The sequence below is a fragment of the Agromyces mediolanus genome, assembly GCF_014648575.1.
Taxonomy (GTDB): Bacteria; Actinomycetota; Actinomycetes; order Actinomycetales; family Microbacteriaceae; genus Agromyces; species Agromyces mediolanus.
In genome coordinates, this window is the sequence record NZ_BMRJ01000001.1 from 648,755 (window position 1) to 666,061 (window position 17,307).

A 17,307-nucleotide genomic window follows, 5' to 3' on the forward strand; every position below is an offset into this window, starting at 1 on the left:
CGGGAGCGTCAGGCTCCGGCGGGACGGTCGACGAGGAGCCGGTCGGCGAGCTCGGGATGCCGCGGCGAGATCTCGCCGGCACCGGGCGCGAGCACCGCCGCAGCCGACCAGGACGCCGCGGCGACGAGCAGTCGCTCGTCGTCGACGTCCGGGTCGTCGTGGAGCAGGACGGCGGCCGCGGCGACCGCGGCGTCGCCGGCGCCGGTGGGGTTGCCGGCGAGCGGTTCGGGGAGGCGGGCGCGGAGCGGGGCGACGCCGGCGCGGACGAGGAGCAGGCCCTCGGCGCCGAGGGAGCAGAGCACGCGCCGGGCGCCGAGCCGGAGCAGTTCGCGGGCGCCCTCGAACGGATCGTCGAGGCCGGTCGCGTCGGCGAGCTCGGCCCGGTTCGGCTTCAGCAGGGCGGCGCCCGCCGACGCGGCGGCGAGCATCGCGGGGCCGGAGACGTCGACGACCGCGGGCACGCCGCGGTCCGAGGCGAGGCTCAGGAGTCGCAGCACGAGCCCGGGATCGGCGCCCCGAGGCAGGCTTCCTGAGACGACGAGCACGCCCGCGCCGGGCAGGGCCGCCTGCACCTCGTCGAGGAGGGCGGCCCACTCGGCGGGGCTCGGGCTCGTGCCGCGTTCGTTGAAGATCATCGTGTCGCCGAGCGCCTCGTCGACGATCGCGGCGCTGCGCCGGGTCTCGGCCGCGACGGGCACGAGCCGGTGCGGCACCCCGCTCCCGCGCAGCTCGTTCGCGAACTCCTCGCCGACGGGTCCGCCGGCGGTCGTGACGGCGAGGACGTCGGCGCCCTGCGCGTGCGCCACCCGGGCGACGTTCACGCCCTTGCCGCCGGCGCGGGCGAGCGCGGCGTCGACGCGGTGCGAGCCGCCGGGCACGACTCGCTCGGCGCGCCAGGTCAGGTCGAGCGCGGGGTTCGGCGTGACGGTGACGATCATCCGGCGGCCTCGGCATCCGCGTCGCCCGTGACATCCGGGTCATCCGCCGCCGTGTCGCCGTCGAGCTCGCGGGCGATGAGCGCGGCGCCCAGGAGCCCGGCGTCCTCGCCGAGCTCCGCGGGGACGAGCTCGGGCCGACGGTGGAAGCTCAACCGGGCGTCGAGCCGCTCGCGGAGCGGGCCGAACAGCCCGTCGCCGGCGCGGGACAGCCCGCCGCCGATCACGACCGCGCGCGGCGCCAGCACGGCGGTGAGCTGGGCGATCGAGAACGCGAGCGCGTCGAGGGCCTCCGACCAGACCGCGGATGCCTCGGCGTCGCCGTCGGCCGCCAGGGCGAGCACCTCGCGGGCGCCGTCCACCGGGCGTCCGGAGCGCTCGGCGTAGTGCCGCGCGATGGCGCCGGCCGAGGCGATCGCTTCGAGGCAGCCCATCGCGCCGCAGGCGCAGCGCGGCGAGTCGGCGACGGGGGAGTGCCCGATCTCGCCCGCGTAGCCCCCGGCGGTGTGCGGGCGGCCGTCGAGGATCAGCGATCCGGCGATGCCGGTGCCGATGACGAGCACGACGACGTCGTCGAAGGCGCGGGCGGCGCCGAGCCGGTGCTCGGCCCAGCTCGCGGCTCGGACGTCGTGATCGAAGGCGACGGGCAGGCCGATCTCGCGGGAGGCGAGCGCCCGGATCGGGGCGTCCGCCCAGCCCAGGTTGCTCGCGAAGACGCCGACGCCGCGCTCGGCGTCGACGATGCCCGGCACGACGACGCCCGCGGCGACCGGCTCCACCTCGGGGAACCGTGCGCGCAGCTCACGGGAGAGCTCGCCGAGCCGGCGCGTCACCGAGGCGGCGGTGCGCCCGGGCTCGAGCGGCGTCGGGGTACGGCTGAGGCCGAGCACGCGCCCGGCGTCGTCGAAGAGCGCCGCCTTGATGTCGGTCCCGCCGACGTCGAAGGCGAGCACCGCCGGACCGGTGCCCACTGGGGCCGGCCCGACGGCGGGAAGGTCGGAGGATCGGTTCACGGATTCAGGATGACCGATCGCGAGAGGTTCCGGGGGCTGTCGGGGTCGAGTCCCTTGGCGCGGGCGCGGGCGAGGGCGACGCGCTGGGCCCGGACGAGGTCGGCCATCGGGTCGAGCGTGCTCGTCTCGAAGCGGGCGCCGGTCGCGGCGACGTCGGCGGCGAGACCCTCCGGCGCCGTCCCGAACTGCCACGTGACCCGGCCGGGCGCGGCGATCGCGATCGGCCCGTGGCGGTACTCCATCGACGGGTACGACTCGGTCCAGGACTGGGAGGCCTCGCGCATCTTCAGGGCGGCCTCGTGGGCGAGTCCGACGGTCCAGCCGCGGCCGAGGTAGCTGAACTGCTCGGCGTCGACGAGGGCGGGGTCGAGCTCGGCGGAGACGGCGGCCGAGGCGTCCGCGATCGCACCGTCGAGGTCCTCGCCGAGGCTCGCGCGGAAGAGCGCGAGCGCGGTGGTCGCGAAGCGGGTCTGCACGACGGACTGCTCGTCGGCGAAGGGCAGGAGCACGGCGTCGTCGACGAGCGAGACGAGCGGGGAGTCGGCGTCGCCGATGACGCCGATCGTGCGCACCCGGCCGCGGAGGCCCTCGACGAGCTCGAGCACCTCGGTCGTCGTGCCGGAGCGGGTGAGCGCGACGACCGCGTCGTAGCCCCGGTCGACGAACGCTTCGGATGCCGCGAACGCGTCGGTCTCGCCCTGGCCCCCGCGCTCGCGGAGGGCCGCGTAGGACTGGGCCATGAACCACGAGGTGCCGCAGCCGACGACGGCGATCCGCGCACCCGCCGCGGGCAGCAGCGCCTGCTCGGCGCGGAGGCCGGCGGCGCGCGCCCAGGTCTCCGGCTGCGAGGCGAGTTCGGCGGCCATGTGCGCTCCGCCGGCGGGCTGGGGGGTGGTGGGGTCGGTCACCGTGTCGCTCCTCCGTGGTCGGTCGTCGGCCCTGCTCGTTCGGCACAGCTGACGACGCATCAATGCTCGCGGATGATCGTTTCATGCATCTTGCAATCATGTCAATGCAAGCAGCGCTGGTGTTGTGGCCGAATGAGACGGTATGTATAGTTTCCGAACAAATTCGGATAACGATCCGGGGACGCCTCTTGACGGGCGCTGACGGCCGCGGCCATCATTTCGAGCACCGTCTGGGCGAAACTGATCGGTTCTCCGGAGGGACATTCACCACCCGTCATCCGACGGACTGAATGCACGCACTGTCGCGTGAAGCGTTCTGCGGCTGTGCACCACCAACACAGTGAGGAAGCACACATGAAGAAGTCCCACCGGTTCGGCGCGATCGCGCTGGCCGCCGCGGCGACGCTGACGCTCGCCTCGTGCGGCTTCGGCGGCGGATCGAGCGGGGGCGACGCCTCCGGCAAGACCACCCTGAACCTGCTCGTGCCGAGCTATTCCGACAACACCCAGGGCCTCTGGGAGGACGTCATCTCGGGCTTCGAGAAGGCCAACCCCGACATCGCGGTCGAGCTCGAGGTCCAGTCCTGGGACAACCTCGAGTCGGTCATCGCCACGAAGATCCAGGGTGGAGAGGCGCCCGACATCTACAACGGCGGCCCCTTCGCCGGCTTCGCGGCCGACGATCTGCTCTACCCGGCCAAGGACGTCGTCTCGTCCGACACGTACTCCGACTTCCAGGACGCGTTCCTCGCGAACGCCGAGGTCGACGGCACCGCCTACGCGCTGCCGCTCATCGCCTCGGCGCGCGCGCTGTTCGTGAACAACGCCCTGCTCGAGCAGGCCGGAGTCGCGGCCCCGCCCACGAACTGGGACGAGCTGCTCGACGCGGCGACGAAGGTCTCCGCGCTCGGCGGCGGCGTCGCGGGCTACGGCATGCCGCTCGGTTCGGAAGAGGCGCAGGCCGAGGCGGCCGTGTGGCTGTGGGGCGGCGGCGGCAGCTTCGGCGACGCGTCCGAGATCACGGTCGACGACCCGGCCAACCTGCCGGGCGCCGAGCAGATCAAGAAGATGATCGACGCGGGCGCCACGCAGGCCGACCCGGGCTCGACGAACCGTTCGCCGCTCATGGACATCTTCGTCCAGGGCAAGATCGGCATGCAGGTCGGCCTCCCGCCGACCGTCGGCCAGATCGCGGAGAACAACCCCGAGCTCGACTACTCGATCGTGCCGATCCCGACCAAGGACGGCTCGGCGTTCACCCTCGGCGTCATGGACCAGCTGATGGCGTTCAAGAACGACGACAGCAAGAAGGACGCCATCACGAAGTTCTTCGACTACTACTACTCGGCCGACGTGTACGTGCCGTGGGTGCAGACGGAGGGCTTCCTGCCCGTCACGAAGTCGGGCGCCGAGGCGCTCTCGGGCGAGGAGGCTCTGAAGCCGTTCCTCGACGTGCTGCCGGACGCGCAGTTCTACCCGTCGACGAACCCGAAGTGGTCCGCCACGGACGGTGCGTTCAAGTCGCTCTTCGGTCAGATCCAGACGAAGCCGGCGCAGGACGTCCTGACCGAGATCCAGGCGCAGGCCGACGCGGGCTGAGCCCCGACTCACCACGGAAGGGTTCGGTGACCACCGCACCATGAGCTCCACAACCGATACGTCATCGAACCCCGCGGGGGCGGCCTCGGGCCGCCCCCGCCCCGGGGGAGCTGGCCGCGCGGGGAACGCCCCGGGCGGCGCCGCCCGCGGCAAGCCGGGCGGGCGCGACCTCGTCAAGGCGCTGCCCTGGATCGCCCCCGCGCTCGCCCTCATCCTCGGCGTCGTGCTGTTCCCCGCCGGGGTCATGTTCTTCAACTCGACCCGGGACATCTCGCAGTCCGGCGTGGACAAGGGGTCCGTCGGCTTCGACAACTACGTCGAGGTGTTCTCCTTCCCCTACTTCTGGCCGATCTTCCTGCGCACGATCGTGTGGGTCGTCGTGGTCGTCGTGTTCACCGTGCTGATCTCGCTCGGCATCGCGCAGATCCTGAACAAGGCGTTCCCCGGCCGGCGGATCGTCCGCCTCGTCGTGATCATCCCGTGGGCGGCCTCGGTCGTCATGACGACGATGGTCGTCTACTACGGGCTCGAGCCGTACTTCGGCGTGATCAACAAGTTCCTCGTGGACGTCGGGCTCATCGACACGCCCGAGGGCTACGGCTGGACCCGCAACCCCATGACCGCCTTCATCTGGTCGATCGTGATCGCGATCTTCGTGTCCCTGCCGTTCACGACCTACACGATCCTCGCCGGCCTCGCCACGGTGCCGAGCGACACGATCGAGGCCGCGAAGATGGACGGCGCGAGCCCCGCCCGCACCTACTTCACGGTCGTGCTGCCGCAGCTGCGCGGCGCGCTCTCGGTCGCCGTGCTGATCAACATCATCAACGTGTTCAACTCGCTGCCGATCCTGAAGGTGATGACCGGATCGATCCCCGGCTACGACGCGGACACGATCATGACGATGATCTTCAAATACATCCAGAACCAGCACAAGGTCGACGTCGCCTCAGCGCTCTCGGTCGTCGCCTTCCTCATCGTCATCGTGATCGTCGCGGTGTACGTGAAGGTCGTCAAGCCCACCAGGGAGGTCTGAGCGATGACCGTCACCGAAACCCGCGCCATGCTCTCCGTCGACGCCGAGCGCTCGCCCGGCGGCCGCGACCGGGGGCCCGCGCGCAAGCGCCGCTACACCGAGGATCAGGTCCCGCTCGGCCGCGTGCTGCTGCGCATGCTCGCCGGCCTCGTGGTGCTCGCGATCTTCATCCTCCCGTACACGATCATGTTCTTCGGCTCCGTGAAGACGAAGGCGCAGATCCGCTCGGTCGATCCCACCTACTTCCCCACGGAGTGGCACTGGGAGAACTACATCAACATGTGGTCGACCCCCGAGACGCCGCTGCCGCAGAACCTGATCTCGACCATCGTGATCTCGGTGTTCGCGACGCTGCTGGTGCTGCTGGTGGCGCTGCCGGCGGCGTACTACACGGCAAGGTTCCGCTTCCCGGGGCGGATGGTGTTCCTCTTCCTCGTGATCGTCACGCAGATGCTGCAGCCCGCGGTGCTCACCTCCGGTCTGTTCCGTCAGTTCGCGACGCTCGGGCTGATCGACACCTGGGCGGCGATGATCTTCATCAACGCGGCGTTCAACCTCTCGTTCGCGGTGTGGATCATGCACTCCTTCTTCGCGGGCATCCCGAAGGAGGTCGACGAGGCGGCGCAGATCGACGGCGCCGGACGGCTCACGGTGCTGTTCCGGATCAACCTGCCGCTCGTCTGGCCCGGCATCGTGACCGCCATCGTGTTCACCTTCGTGGCGTGCTGGAACGAGTTCGCGGCCTCCCTCGTGATCCTCTCGACGGCGGGCAACCAGCCGCTCTCGGTCGCGCTGACGAAGTTCGTCGGCCAGTACGAGACGAGCTGGCAGTACGTGTTCGGCGTCTCGATCGTCGCAATCGTGCCAGTCGTCATCCTGTTCATGCTCATCGAGAAGCGCCTCGTCGGCGGCCTCACGGCCGGCAGCGTGAAGTAGGCGCGGCCCGGCGCGGCTGGTCCCGCGCCCGCGCGGAGGCGATCCGCACGGAGGGAGGATGAATCGGCGAGATTCATCCTCCCTCCGCGTCATCCCCCTCCGGCGGCTCATCGACGGGCCGCGGTCTGCGCGAAGGCGAGCCGCACGTGCTGCTCGACGATCTGCCAGGCGAACATGATGCGTGCGTAGTCGAATCGGAGCACGGTGTAGCCCGCGAGCGCCAGGCGGCGATCGTGGTCGAGATCGCGGCGCCGGTCGGCCGCACTGCGGTGGTGGGCGAAGCCGTCGAGCTGGCAGACGAGTCGATCGCCGACGAGCGCGTCGACTCGGTGCCCGAGCAGCGGCACCTGCTGGCGGACCGGGATGCCGGCGCGTCGCAGGCGCGAAACGAAGACGCTCTCGAGCCCGGAGTCGGAGAGCTCCGAGCAGGCCTCCAGCAGCGCCTTCGCGCGACGCGAGCGCAAGGGGAGCCCGGCGATCACGGCGAGGCTCACCGTGCCTGTTCGGACGGCGGACTCCCAGATGACCAGGGACTGTTCGAAGGGCAGGCAGTCGGCGGCGTGGGCGAGCAGGTTCTCAGCCGGTTCGACGAGCGCGTGCGGGTGCACCGGGACGGGTCCGCGCGACCAGTGGCGGATCGCGACGGGATCGCTCCTCCCCGAGTGCGCCGGGACGGAGAGGTGCAGGCGCGTCTCGGGGAACGTCCAGAGGCCGAGTTCCTGCGCCGCGCTGGCGCAGGTGAGTCGGCCGCCAGCTCTGATCGCCTCGGCTCTGCGTGATCCGCTCGCCTCCGGCGTCGCGAGCCATCCCGCCCGGATTCTCACGACCCCGCCCGAGTCGATCGCTCTGCAGAGGGCGGTGCGGAGGTAGCCGGCGTCTTCGAGCTGGGTGCGGTGCGCGAGGCCGCCAGCGCGGCGCAGCCAGTCGGTGAGTTCCATCCGGCGAGTCTGCCGAGCGGCATGCGTCCAACCATCCGCGCGTGCGATCGTTGTGGAGAAGGGGCGTCCATTGGCGGTTGTGGAGGCCGGAGCCGTCGCCCCGCTCGGGAGGAGAACTACCGTGCGGGAGGATCGGATGCCGCGAAGGAACCTCCGGACGCGACAATCTCCTCCGCAGTGCAGTGCAGTGCAGTGCAGTGCAGTGCAGTGCAGTGCAGTGCAGTGCAGTGCAGTGCAGTGCAGTGCAGTGCGGTGCGGCGCAGCGGGGCGGGGCGGGGCGCGGCTCAGCTCAGTCCAACCAGGGCACCTCGGGCATGCGGTGGTACGGCACCGACATCGCCTCCAGGCGCTCGCCGTAGCCGGCGACGGCGCCGAAGAACGCGGCCTCGTCGCGTCCGTCGGGCGCGGCCGGCGACCAGGCGATCTCGGCGATCGCGAGGATGCGCGGGAACGCCATGAACTCGACCTCGTCGAGGGTGCGCATCGTCTCGGTCCAGATCGGCGCCTCGACGCCGAGGATGTCGTCGTCGCCGACACCGGGGACGATCGCCGCCGGATCCCAGCCGTACGCCTCGGCGAGCGAGGTGTCGCCGTCGGCCCAGTCCTGGCCGAGCTCGCGGCCCTCGAAGCTCGGCGCGTCGGGGTAGACCATGTCGAGGTAGGCGACGTCGGCGGGGGAGAAGACGATGCGGCCGCCCTGGTCGAGGAACGAGCGCACGTCGGCCTCGGAGCCGGTCTCCTCGCGCGGGGTCGCGTAGTCCCAGTACTGCCCGACGGTGCCGGGAGGCAGCTCCGGCGAGGCGCCGAGCTCGTGCCAGCCGATGATCGTCTTGCCGGTGGCGGCGCCCGCCGTGGTCATCCGGCGCACGAGGTCGAGATAGTCGGCCTCGCTCGTGGCGAGCGATTCGTCGCCGCCGAGGTGGATCCACGGGCCGGGGGTGAGCTCGGCGAGCTCGCGGGTGACGTCGGCGAGGAAGCGGTCGGTGGCCTCGGCGCGCTCGGGGGCCGCGCAGAGGGAGGAGAAGCCGACCTCGACTCCTTCGTACGGGGCCGGCGCGACGCCGTCGCAGTTCAGCTCGGGGTAGGCGCTGAGGGCCGCGTTGGTGTGCCCCGGCAGGTCGATCTCGGGCACGATCGTCACGTGCCGCTCGGCCGCGTACGCGACGAGGCGGCGGAAGTCGTCCTTCGTGTAGAAGCCGCCGCCGTCGCCGCCCGTCGAGGTGGACGCGCCGATGCCGGTGAGCTCCGGCCAGGCGTCGATCTGCAGCCGCCAGCCCTGGTCGTCGGTGAGGTGCAGGTGCAGCACGTTGAGCTTCAGCATCGCGAGCTGGTCGACGTAGCGCTCGACGTCGGCAACGGGCAGGAAGTGCCGGGCGACGTCGAGCATCGCGCCCCGGTAGGCGAAGCGCGGGGCATCGTCGATGCGCACGGCGGGTGCGGTCCAGCCGCCCTCCGGCGTGCGCGCCGCCTCGCCCGCCTCGCCCGAGGACAGGATCGCGGCCGGCAGCAGCTGCAGCAGGCTCCGGCTCGCCCAGAAGGCGCCGGCCGGGCTCGCCGCCTCGATGCGGGCGCCGTCGGCGCCGGTGGTGAGCCGGTACGCCTCGGCGGCGGGCGCGGCGGGGACGGATGCCTCGGCCGCCCCGGCCTCGACGGCGATCAGGACATCGGCCGGGCCGGCCTCGTCCTCGCTGCCGGCCACGACCGGCACCTCGGCGCCGGTGGCGAGGCGCAGTTGGGCGGCGAGCAGCGCGGGGGCGGTGCCGGCGTCGCCGACGACGAGCACCCGGCTCGTGTCGTCGAGGCGGAACGGCTCGGCGTCGAGCCGCTCGAAGGAGGCCGGGGCGGGGATGATGCGGGGCACGTCGGCTCCGTTCGACTGCGGCGCGCAGCCGGCCAGAGCGACCGAGCCGAGCGTGATGGACAGGGCAGCGGCGAGGAGGCGTGCGGTGCGGGCGGCGATGCTCATGCGCGGTTTCCTCGTCGTCGAGCGGTCGGTGCGACCATTTGTGAGGGATCTTTACTCCCACGCCCCATCCTGCCACGACGTCGCCGTTCGCAACACCCGCGGCGAGGCGGCATCCATTGCTATGCTTGCTCCGTCGCGACTGGCGTTGAGATGGTCACCATCGGGGAGCGACTGGCACGCATCGACCGCACGCCTGGGCCGGTACGGATGCCTCGTGGCGCGAGTCGCGCGAGGCAGCACCCTCGTTTGGTCCGTACCTGTCATGAAGGAGCCAGTCTTGGCCGAATCCGTCTTCAACGCCCCGCTGTCCGAGGTCGATCCCGAGATCGCCGAGGTGCTCGAGCTCGAGCTCGGTCGCCAGCGCGACTACCTCGAGATGATCGCGAGCGAGAACTTCGTTCCCGTCTCGGTGCTGCAGTCCCAGGGCTCCGTGCTCACGAACAAGTACGCCGAGGGCTACCCGGGCCGCCGCTACTACGGCGGCTGCGAGTTCGTCGACATCGCCGAGTCGCTCGCGATCGAGCGGGCGAAGAGCCTCTTCGGGGCCGAGTACGCCAACGTCCAGCCGCACTCGGGCGCGAGCGCCAACGCCGCCGTGCTCGGCGCGATCGCGACCCCGGGCGACACGATCCTCGGCCTCGAGCTGGCCCACGGCGGCCACCTCACCCACGGCATGAAGCTGAACTTCTCCGGCAAGCTCTACAACGCCGTCTCCTACGGCGTCGACCCCGAGACGTTCCGCGTCGACCTGAACGTCGTCCGCGAGAAGGCGCTCGAGCACAAGCCGCAGGTCATCATCGCCGGCTGGTCCGCGTACCCCCGTCACCTCGACTTCGCCGCGTTCCGCGAGATCGCCGACGAGGTCGGCGCCAAGCTCTGGGTCGACATGGCGCACTTCGCCGGCCTCGTCGCCGCGGGCCTGCACCCCTCGCCCGTGCCCTACGCCGACGTGGTGTCCTCGACGGTGCACAAGACCATCGGCGGCCCGCGCTCGGGCTTCATCCTCTCGCGCGACACCGAGCTCGCGAAGAAGCTGAACTCCAACGTGTTCCCCGGCCAGCAGGGCGGCCCGCTCATGCACGTCATCGCGGCCAAGGCGACGGCGTTCAAGATCGCCGCCTCCGCGGACTTCAAGGACCGTCAGGAGCGCACCCTGCGCGGCGCGGCGATCCTCGCCGACCGTCTGACCGCCGACGACTCGCGCGCCGCGGGCATCGACGTGCTCACGGGCGGCACCGATGTGCACCTCGTGCTCGCCGACCTGCGCAACTCGAAGATCAACGGCCAGGAGGCCGAGGACCTGCTGCACGAGGCGCTCATCACCGTCAACCGCAACGCCGTGCCGTTCGACCCGCGCCCGCCGATGGTCACCTCGGGCCTGCGCATCGGCACGCCGGCGCTCGCGACCCGCGGCTTCGGCGACGCCGAGTTCACCGAGGTCGCCGACGTCATCGCCGAGGTCCTCATGGGCGGCGCCGACGTCGCCGCGCTGCGCGAGCGGGTGCAGAAGCTCACCGCCGCGTTCCCGCTGTACCCCGGCCTGCAGCAGTAAGGACGCACCCGGATGACCGCCATCACCCTCGACGGCGTCGCGACCGCGGCCGCCGTGAAGTCCGAGCTGGCCGGCCGCATCGCGAGCCTGCGCAGTCACGGGATCGTGCCGGGCCTCGGCACGCTCCTCGTCGGCGACGACCCCGGCTCGCGCTCGTACGTCGCGGGCAAGCACCGCGACTGCGCCGAGGTCGGGATCGAATCGATCCGCATCGACCTGCCCGCCTCGGCGACGCAGGCCGACGTGATGGCGGCCATCCGGGACCTCAACCACGCCCCCGAGGTCACCGGGTATATCGTGCAGCTGCCGCTCCCGGCCGGCCTCGACGAGCACGCGGCGCTCGAGGCGATCGACCCGGGCAAGGACGCCGACGGCCTGCACCCGACCAATCTCGGCCGGCTCGTGCTCGGCATCGAGGGCGAGCTCGCCTCGCCCCTGCCCTGCACGCCGGCCGGGATCGTCGAGATGCTGCACCGCTACGAGGTGCCGATCCGCGGGCGTCACGTGACCGTCATCGGTCGCGGGCTCACCGTGGGTCGGCCGCTCGGGCTGCTGTTCACCCGCAAGGGACTCGACGCCACGGTGACGCTCACGCACTCCCGCACGAGCGACCTCGCCGCCGAGGTGCGTCGCGCCGACATCGTCGTCGCGGCGGTCGGGGTGCCGCACCTCGTGCAGCCGGACTGGATCAAGCCCGGCGCCGCCGTGCTCGACGTCGGCATCACCCGGGTCCAGGACGAGGAGACCGGCAAGGGCCGGCTGACGGGCGATGTCGACCCGGCGGTCGCCGAGGTCGCGGGGCACCTGTCGCCGAATCCGGGCGGGGTCGGCCCGATGACCCGGGCCATGCTGCTCGCCAACGTCGTGAAGGCCGCCGAGCTGCGTCTCGCCGGCTGAGCCCGGTCCGCTGAGCCCGCCATGGTCCGCTGAGCTCGTCGAAGCGCCGCATGGTTCGCTGAGCCGGTCGAAGCGCTTCGTGGTTCGCTGAGCCCGTCGAAGCGCTTCGTGGTTCGCTGAGCCCGTCGAAGCGTCGAGCCCGTCGAAGCGCCCCCGGACTCAGGCCGCCCGCTGCCCCGAGCGCCCGAGCCGCTGCTTCGCCGTGTTCTGGCCAGGTCCGACGGGCACGTGCGCGGTCGCCTTGGCGAGCCCGAACGCGGGCATGTCGGCGTAGACCGCCTCGGCGTCCGCGACGGGCACTTCGTACGTCTCGTGCCACACGCCCACGTGGCCGGTGCCGAGCGCCGTGCGCATGAACTCGCGCCAGGGCTCGAGGTGCGGCGCGTCGCGGTCGGCGGCGAAGCGCTGCAGGTGCTCGGGGCTCTCCCAGTACGAGAGCAGGATGGTCGTTCGGCCGACCCAGCTCTCGAAGCCGAGCATGCCGGCCTCCGGATGCGTCGCGAGGTGGCGGAGCATGCGCGGCATCTGCTTCGCGACCCGCTGCACCCGCGGTACGCGCCACCAGCGGTTCGCGCGCATGCCGATGAGGAACACCGTGATCGTCTCCCGCTCGGGCGCGGCCGTGTACCGCCCCGGGAACACCGTTCGAGTCATCCCACGCCTCCATAACATCGTTACGAAACGATGTTATGACTAGACTGGCGACATGGCAAGACCCCCCGTGTACGACGACGCGCTCCGCGAGCGGCTGCTCGAGGTCACCGCCGAGATCGTCGCCCGCGACGGGGCGTCCCGCGCGGCCCTCCGCGACATCGCGAGCGCCGCCGGCACCTCGACCTCGGCCGTGTACGCCCTGTTCGGCGGCAAGGGCGAGCTCCTGGCCGCCGTCATCGAGCACGGCTTCGCCTCCTTCGCGGCGGCCCAGCAGGAGGCCGCCCCGGACGGACTGCGCGCGCTCGGCGTCGCCTACCGCGAGTGGGCCCTCGGGCATCCGGCGCTCTACCGTTTGATGTTCGGGGGAGCGCTCGAGTCCGTGGCCGACTGCGAACCCGACCCGGCCTCGGCATCCGCCTCTCTCGCCCCGCTGCAGGCGGCGATCGCCGCCCGCGGCGCCGCCGAGGTCGGGGTGAGCGTCGTCGCCGTCTGGGCGCAGGTGCACGGTGCGGTGAGTCTCGAACTCACCGGGATGGCCGGGCACGGCACGTCCTGGGACGAGGTCTACGACGCCGTGCTCGACGCGGTCGAGCGGAGTCTACCGACGGGCTGAGGGCGGCGCTTCGACGGGCTCGCTTCGACGAGCTCAGCGAACCAAGGCGCTTCGACGGGCTCGCTTCGACGAGCTCAGCGAACCAAGGCGCTTCGACGGGCTCGCTTCGACGGGCTCAGCGAACCAAGGCGCTTCGACGGGCTCGCTTCGACGGGCTCAGCGAACCACCGGGCGCTTCGACGGGCTCAGCGAACCAGGCGCGTCGACGGGTCAGGGGGCCGCGGCGCGGAGTGTTCACCGGGCGGCCACCCCACCGCCACGACGGCGACGTACCGTCGCCCCATGGCACGCGAGCGCACCGACCCCGCCGACCGCCCCTCGGTGGTCGCGGTGATCCCGGCGCGCGGCGGCTCCAAGGGCCTGCCCGGCAAGAACCTCGCGCCAGTCGGCGGGGTGCCCCTCGTCGCCCGGGCCGTGCGTGCCGCGTCGGCGGCCGCGCTCATCGACCGGGTCGCGGTCACGAGCGACGACGCGGCGATCGCCGGGGCCGCGCGCGACGCCGGCGCCGAGACGATCGCCCGGCCGGTCGAGCTCGCCGGCGACTCGGCCAGCTCCGAGCGCGCGCTGCTGCACGCGCTCGACCAGCTCGCCCTCGCGGGCAGCGACCCCGAGGTGCTCGTCTTCATCCAGGCCACCTCGCCCTTCATCGACCCGGACGACCTCGACCTCGCGGTCGCCCGCGTGCTCGCCGGCGAGGCCGACGTCGTCTTTTCCGCGGTCGAGAGCCACGCCTTCCTCTGGCGGCGGGATGCCTCGGCCGGCGCGACGGGCGTGAACCACGACACCGCCCGGCGACTCCGACGGCAGGACCGCGAGCCGGAATTCCGTGAGACGGGCGCCTTCTACGTGCTGCGGGTCGAGGGCTTCCGCACCGCCGGGCACCGCTTCTTCGGCCGCGTCGAGGTGCAGCTCGTGCCCGAGGCGCACGCGCTCGAGATCGACGGCCCCGCCGAGCTCGCCATCGCCGAGGCGCTCGCGCCGACGCTCGACGGCGGCGCCTGGCGCCCGCGGCTCGACGTCGACGCCGTCGTCACCGACTTCGACGGCGTGCACACCGACGACACCGCGATCGTCGGCGGCGACGGGGTCGAGTTCGTCCGGGTGAGCCGCAGCGACGGCGCCGGCGTCGCCCGGCTGCGCGCGGCGGGCGTCCCGGTGCTCATCCTCTCGGCCGAGCGGCACCCCGTCGTCGGGGCCCGCGCCGCGAAGCTCGGCGTCGAGGTGCTGCAGGGCGTCGCCGACAAGGGCGCCGCGCTCGCCGACTGGGCCGAGCGCCGAGGCATCCGGCTCGATCGCATCGCCTACCTCGGCAACGACCTCGGCGACGTGCCGGCCCTCGCCCTCGCGGGCTGGCCGGTCGCGGTCGCCGACGCGATCCCCGAGGTGCGCCGTCTGGCGCGCCTCGTCCTCAGCCGGCGGGGTGGTGACGGCGCGGTCCGAGAGCTGGCCGACGCCGTCCTGGCTGGGCGCGCGGCCGTGGGGGCGGCCGCCGATGCCCCCGCCGCCCCGCCCACCCCGTCCGGAGGCTCGGCCGTCGAGGCCGAGCCCGACCCCGCAACTGAAGGAGCCCTGACATGAGCGTGCGCATCGGTCGTCACGAGGTCGGCACCGGCCTGCCCGTCTACGTCATCGCCGAGATCGGCCTGAACCACAACGGCGAGCTCGACCTCGCGAAGCGGCTCATCGACGTCGCGGCCGAGGCCGGCTGCCAGGCCGTGAAGTTCCAGAAGCGCACGCCGGAGCTGGCGACGCCGGAGCACATGAAGGACGTGCCGCGGGAGACGCCCTGGGGCACCATGAGCTACCTCGACTACCGACGTCGGGTGGAGCTCTCCCGAGACGACTACCTCGAGATCGCCCGCTACGCGGACCTCCGCGGCCTCGACTGGTTCGCCTCGCCGTGGGACGAGCCCTCCGTCGCCTTCCTCGACGAGCTCGACGTGCCGGCCTTCAAGGTCGCCTCCGCGTCGGTCACCGACGTCCCGCTGCTGCGCGCGATCGCCGCGACCGGCAAGCCCGTGATCCTCTCGACCGGCATGTCGACGCTCGAGGAGATCGACCGCGCCGTCGTCACCCTCGGCACCTCGCAGCTGCTGCTCATGCACGCCACCTCGAGCTACCCGATGCCGGCCGAGGAAGCGAACCTGCGCACGATCGACACGCTCGCCCTGCGCTACCCGGTGCCGGTCGGCTACTCGGGGCACGAGCGGGGCCTGCAGATCTCGCTCGCCGCGGTCGCACTCGGCGCGGTGGCCGTGGAGCGGCACATCACGCTCGACCGGGCGATGTGGGGGAGCGACCACGCCGCCTCCCTCGAACCGCAGGGCCTCGAGCACCTCGTCCGAGACATCCGCATCATCGAGACCGCGATGGGCGACGGCGTGAAGCGCGTGTTCCCCGGCGAGGAGGCGCCGAAGGCGAAGCTGCGCCGGGTGCTCGTGTGAGCGGCGACGGGGAGGCGGCGCCGGCGCGCCGGCTGCTCGTCGTCGCCGACAGCGACTCGTACGCGAAGTGGGGCGCGGCCCTCGCCGGCCGCGTCGCGGGAGCCTGGGCGAGCGAGGTCGTGCTGCTCGCCTCACCCGTGCTGCCGAGCGCACGGCAGCTCGACGCCGCGCTGGCGGGATCCGGCTTCGCCCCGGCCGAGGTGCGCACGCTCGAGCTCGACGCACTGCTCGCCCGGCTCGCCGCCGATCCGCCCGACGCGGTGCTGCTCGCCCTGCGCGGGCCGCTCGTGCGCGTCGTCGCGGGGCGCATCGCAGGGCTCCCGAACCGGCCGGTGCTCGTCTCCGGCTTCCCCGGTCTCACCATCCCGGCCGAGCCGAAGGCGATCGTCTACCGCGAGCTCGTCGACCTCGTCGTGCTGCACAGCCGCCGCGAGCTGCGCGAGTTCGCCGCCAACGCACGCGCGCTCGGCGTCGCCATGCGCTTCGGCCTCGCCACGCTGCCGTTCCTCGCGGCCGTTCCGCCGAGCGCCTGGGTCGGGCCCGAGCGGAACGAGCTCCTCTTCGCCGTGCAGGCGAAGGTGCCGGCCGGCTTCGAGGAGCGGGTGCGTCTGCTCGGCATGCTCGCCCGCGCCGCACGCGCCCACCCCGACCATCACGTCGTGCTCAAGGTGCGGGCGCGGCCGGGCGAGGCGCAGACGCACGCCGAGGAGTTCGACCTCGGCGAGCTCCTCGCCGACCCGCCCCCGGAGCTCCTGGCGCTGACGGGCGGTGGGCTGCCGCCGAATCTCGTCGTCCGCGACGGCCCCATGTCCGGCCACCTCGAGTCGGCGGCGGCGCTCGTCACCGTCAGCTCGACCGCGGTGCTCGAGGCGATCGCCGTGGGCGTGCCGGTGCTGCTGCTCGAGGACTTCGGCATCGGCCCGAAGCAGATCAACACCGTGTTCGAGGGCAGCGGGCTCTTCGGTGACGCGGCGGAGCTCGCCGCGGGCCGGTGGCGGCAGCCCGACGCCGGATGGCTCGGCGACAACTACTTCCATGGCGAGGAGCACGACGACTGGGAGGACGAGCTCGACCGGCTCGTCGCCGCCCGCGAGCGCGGGCCGCTGCCCGTGCCCAGGCGGCGGCACAACCTCGTCGGCGGGGCGCTCCGTCGGGCCTACGAGCGCAAGCGGATGCTCGGCGACTACGACCGCACGCCGGCAGGAGCGGCGGCGATGGTCGTCGCCCTCCCGGCGCGCTGGCTGCTGCGACGGGCGCGGCGGCTGCGCGCCGCCGTCACGCGTTCGGCGCCGTATGCTCCGCGAGGTGCGTGAGGTAGGCCTCGCCGTTCCGGCGGATGCCGGCGCGCTCCTCCTCGCTCAGCTCCCGGCGCACCTTCGCGGGGACTCCGGCGACGAGCGAGCCGGGCGGCACGACGGTGCCCTCGAGCACGACGGCGCCGGCGGCCACGAGCGAGCCCTCGCCGATGACGGCGCCGTTCAGCACCGTCGCGTTCATGCCGACGAGGCTGTCCCGTTCGATCGTGCAGCCGTGCAGCACGGCACCGTGCCCCACGGAGACGCCCTCGCCGACGGTGAGCGGGAAGCCGGCATCGACGTGGCAGACGACGGTGTCCTGCAGGTTCGCTCGCGCGCCGAGCACGATCGGGGCCGCCTCGGCGCGGAGCACCGCGTTGTACCAGACGCTCGACTGCGCCTCGAGACGCACGTCGCCGACGATCACGGCGCCGGCTGCGACGAAGGCGGTGTCGTCGATCGAGGGGCTGCCGATTCCGGCGAGCGGGCGGACGAGGGCGGCGGCATCGACGGGCATGCTC

Annotated in this window: 16 protein-coding genes and 1 riboswitch; of the genes, 9 read left to right on the forward strand and 7 right to left on the reverse strand. The window is 72.6% G+C overall.

The features are described from left to right. Positions 1–8: 8 nt before the first annotated feature. From IEY71_RS02995 to IEY71_RS03005, 3 genes are read right to left on the reverse strand one after another with little or no spacing between them, the layout of a single operon-like run. Positions 9–938 (reverse strand): 1-phosphofructokinase family hexose kinase, encoded by a 930-nt coding sequence (locus tag IEY71_RS02995; RefSeq protein ID WP_189083805.1) that lies wholly within the window; start codon positions 936–938, stop codon positions 9–11. Further along, positions 935–1,948, reverse strand: coding sequence for an ROK family protein (locus IEY71_RS03000; RefSeq protein WP_229781500.1), 1,014 nt, complete (start codon positions 1,946–1,948; stop codon positions 935–937). The genes IEY71_RS02995 and IEY71_RS03000 overlap by 4 nt, the downstream gene beginning before the upstream one ends. Further along, positions 1,945–2,814, reverse strand: a complete 870-nt coding sequence (locus IEY71_RS03005) for an SIS domain-containing protein (RefSeq protein WP_189085050.1) — start codon at positions 2,812–2,814, stop codon at positions 1,945–1,947. The genes IEY71_RS03000 and IEY71_RS03005 overlap by 4 nt, the downstream gene beginning before the upstream one ends. Positions 2,815–3,210: 396 nt before the next feature. Here IEY71_RS03005 and IEY71_RS03010 point away from each other — a divergent pair, with 396 nt between their 5' ends. Genes IEY71_RS03010 through IEY71_RS03020 form a run of 3 tightly spaced genes read left to right on the forward strand, consistent with a single transcriptional unit; the run spans position 3,211 to position 6,427 of the window. Next, entirely contained in the window at positions 3,211–4,455 is a 1,245-nt protein-coding gene (locus tag IEY71_RS03010; protein WP_189083806.1) for an extracellular solute-binding protein, read from the forward strand. A 40-nt stretch (positions 4,456–4,495) separates the two neighbouring features. Next, positions 4,496–5,491 carry a carbohydrate ABC transporter permease gene (locus IEY71_RS03015; RefSeq protein ID WP_189083807.1) on the forward strand — a complete coding sequence of 332 codons (996 nt, stop codon included), beginning with the start codon at positions 4,496–4,498 and terminating at the stop codon, positions 5,489–5,491. 3 nt (positions 5,492–5,494) lie between these two features. After that, the gene (locus IEY71_RS03020) at positions 5,495–6,427 is read left to right on the forward strand and encodes a carbohydrate ABC transporter permease (protein ID WP_229781501.1); all 933 of its coding nucleotides are present in this window, start codon (positions 5,495–5,497) and stop codon (positions 6,425–6,427) included. A 107-nt stretch (positions 6,428–6,534) separates the two neighbouring features. Here IEY71_RS03020 and IEY71_RS03025 read toward each other — a convergent pair whose 3' ends face one another. Both IEY71_RS03025 and IEY71_RS03030 read right to left on the reverse strand, forming a co-directional pair. Further along, the gene (locus tag IEY71_RS03025) at positions 6,535–7,365 is read right to left on the reverse strand and encodes a DUF559 domain-containing protein (protein WP_189083808.1); all 831 of its coding nucleotides are present in this window, start codon (positions 7,363–7,365) and stop codon (positions 6,535–6,537) included. A 289-nt stretch (positions 7,366–7,654) separates the two neighbouring features. Continuing rightward, the gene (locus tag IEY71_RS03030) at positions 7,655–9,331 is read right to left on the reverse strand and encodes a beta-N-acetylhexosaminidase (protein WP_189083809.1); all 1,677 of its coding nucleotides are present in this window, start codon (positions 9,329–9,331) and stop codon (positions 7,655–7,657) included. 125 nt (positions 9,332–9,456) lie between these two features. Next, positions 9,457–9,537: riboswitch (ZMP/ZTP riboswitch) on the forward strand. A gap of 56 nt (positions 9,538–9,593) precedes the next feature. On the opposite strand from IEY71_RS03030, the gene glyA reads away from it, so the two are divergent. Beyond that, positions 9,594–10,883, forward strand: a complete 1,290-nt coding sequence (gene glyA / locus IEY71_RS03035; protein ID WP_189083810.1) for a serine hydroxymethyltransferase — start codon at positions 9,594–9,596, stop codon at positions 10,881–10,883. Positions 10,884–10,895: 12 nt separating this feature from the next. Continuing rightward, positions 10,896–11,780: a bifunctional methylenetetrahydrofolate dehydrogenase/methenyltetrahydrofolate cyclohydrolase gene (locus IEY71_RS03040; RefSeq protein WP_189083811.1), complete on the forward strand. Its 885-nt coding sequence runs from the start codon at positions 10,896–10,898 to the stop codon at positions 11,778–11,780. Positions 11,781–11,939: 159 nt separating this feature from the next. Here the strand turns inward: IEY71_RS03040 and IEY71_RS03045 are convergent, their stop codons facing one another. Next, on the reverse strand, positions 11,940–12,434 hold the full coding sequence (locus IEY71_RS03045; protein ID WP_189083812.1) for a DUF4188 domain-containing protein: 495 nt from the start codon (positions 12,432–12,434) through the stop codon (positions 11,940–11,942). A gap of 52 nt (positions 12,435–12,486) precedes the next feature. Between IEY71_RS03045 and IEY71_RS03050 the strand changes: the two genes are divergently transcribed. The 4 genes from IEY71_RS03050 (at position 12,487) to IEY71_RS03065 (ending at position 16,804) form a co-directional block, all read left to right on the forward strand. After that, the gene (locus IEY71_RS03050; protein ID WP_189083813.1) at positions 12,487–13,047 is read left to right on the forward strand and encodes a TetR/AcrR family transcriptional regulator; all 561 of its coding nucleotides are present in this window, start codon (positions 12,487–12,489) and stop codon (positions 13,045–13,047) included. Positions 13,048–13,329: 282 nt separating this feature from the next. After that, complete coding sequence (locus tag IEY71_RS03055; protein ID WP_189083814.1) at positions 13,330–14,625, forward strand: acylneuraminate cytidylyltransferase; 1,296 nt, start codon at positions 13,330–13,332, stop codon at positions 14,623–14,625. After that, complete coding sequence (locus tag IEY71_RS03060; RefSeq protein ID WP_189083815.1) at positions 14,622–15,491, forward strand: N-acetylneuraminate synthase family protein; 870 nt, start codon at positions 14,622–14,624, stop codon at positions 15,489–15,491. The genes IEY71_RS03055 and IEY71_RS03060 overlap by 4 nt, the downstream gene beginning before the upstream one ends. Continuing rightward, positions 15,488–16,804, forward strand: coding sequence for a DUF6716 putative glycosyltransferase (locus tag IEY71_RS03065; RefSeq protein WP_189083816.1), 1,317 nt, complete (start codon positions 15,488–15,490; stop codon positions 16,802–16,804). Before IEY71_RS03060 ends, IEY71_RS03065 begins: the two co-directional genes overlap by 4 nt. Here IEY71_RS03065 and IEY71_RS03070 read toward each other — a convergent pair. Further along, positions 16,767–17,303, reverse strand: a complete 537-nt coding sequence (locus IEY71_RS03070; RefSeq protein WP_189083817.1) for a gamma carbonic anhydrase family protein — start codon at positions 17,301–17,303, stop codon at positions 16,767–16,769. The genes IEY71_RS03065 and IEY71_RS03070 overlap by 38 nt on opposite strands. Positions 17,304–17,307 lie beyond the last annotated feature (4 nt).

Coding starts and splice junctions, on each gene's coding strand:
- IEY71_RS03010 (WP_189083806.1), top strand. CDS start 3,211: ATGAAGAAGTCCCACCGGTTCGGCGCGATCGCGCTGGCCGCCGCGGCG.
- IEY71_RS03070 (WP_189083817.1), bottom strand. CDS start 17,303: ATGCCCGTCGATGCCGCCGCCCTCGTCCGCCCGCTCGCCGGAATCGGC.
- IEY71_RS03050 (WP_189083813.1), top strand. CDS start 12,487: ATGGCAAGACCCCCCGTGTACGACGACGCGCTCCGCGAGCGGCTGCTC.
- IEY71_RS03055 (WP_189083814.1), top strand. CDS start 13,330: ATGGCACGCGAGCGCACCGACCCCGCCGACCGCCCCTCGGTGGTCGCG.
- IEY71_RS02995 (WP_189083805.1), bottom strand. CDS start 938: ATGATCGTCACCGTCACGCCGAACCCCGCGCTCGACCTGACCTGGCGC.
- IEY71_RS03045 (WP_189083812.1), bottom strand. CDS start 12,434: ATGACTCGAACGGTGTTCCCGGGGCGGTACACGGCCGCGCCCGAGCGG.
- IEY71_RS03060 (WP_189083815.1), top strand. CDS start 14,622: ATGAGCGTGCGCATCGGTCGTCACGAGGTCGGCACCGGCCTGCCCGTC.
- IEY71_RS03005 (WP_189085050.1), bottom strand. CDS start 2,814: ATGGCCGCCGAACTCGCCTCGCAGCCGGAGACCTGGGCGCGCGCCGCC.
- IEY71_RS03020 (WP_229781501.1), top strand. CDS start 5,495: ATGACCGTCACCGAAACCCGCGCCATGCTCTCCGTCGACGCCGAGCGC.
- IEY71_RS03030 (WP_189083809.1), bottom strand. CDS start 9,331: ATGAGCATCGCCGCCCGCACCGCACGCCTCCTCGCCGCTGCCCTGTCC.
- IEY71_RS03015 (WP_189083807.1), top strand. CDS start 4,496: ATGAGCTCCACAACCGATACGTCATCGAACCCCGCGGGGGCGGCCTCG.
- IEY71_RS03025 (WP_189083808.1), bottom strand. CDS start 7,365: ATGGAACTCACCGACTGGCTGCGCCGCGCTGGCGGCCTCGCGCACCGC.
- glyA (WP_189083810.1), top strand. CDS start 9,594: ATGAAGGAGCCAGTCTTGGCCGAATCCGTCTTCAACGCCCCGCTGTCC.
- IEY71_RS03040 (WP_189083811.1), top strand. CDS start 10,896: ATGACCGCCATCACCCTCGACGGCGTCGCGACCGCGGCCGCCGTGAAG.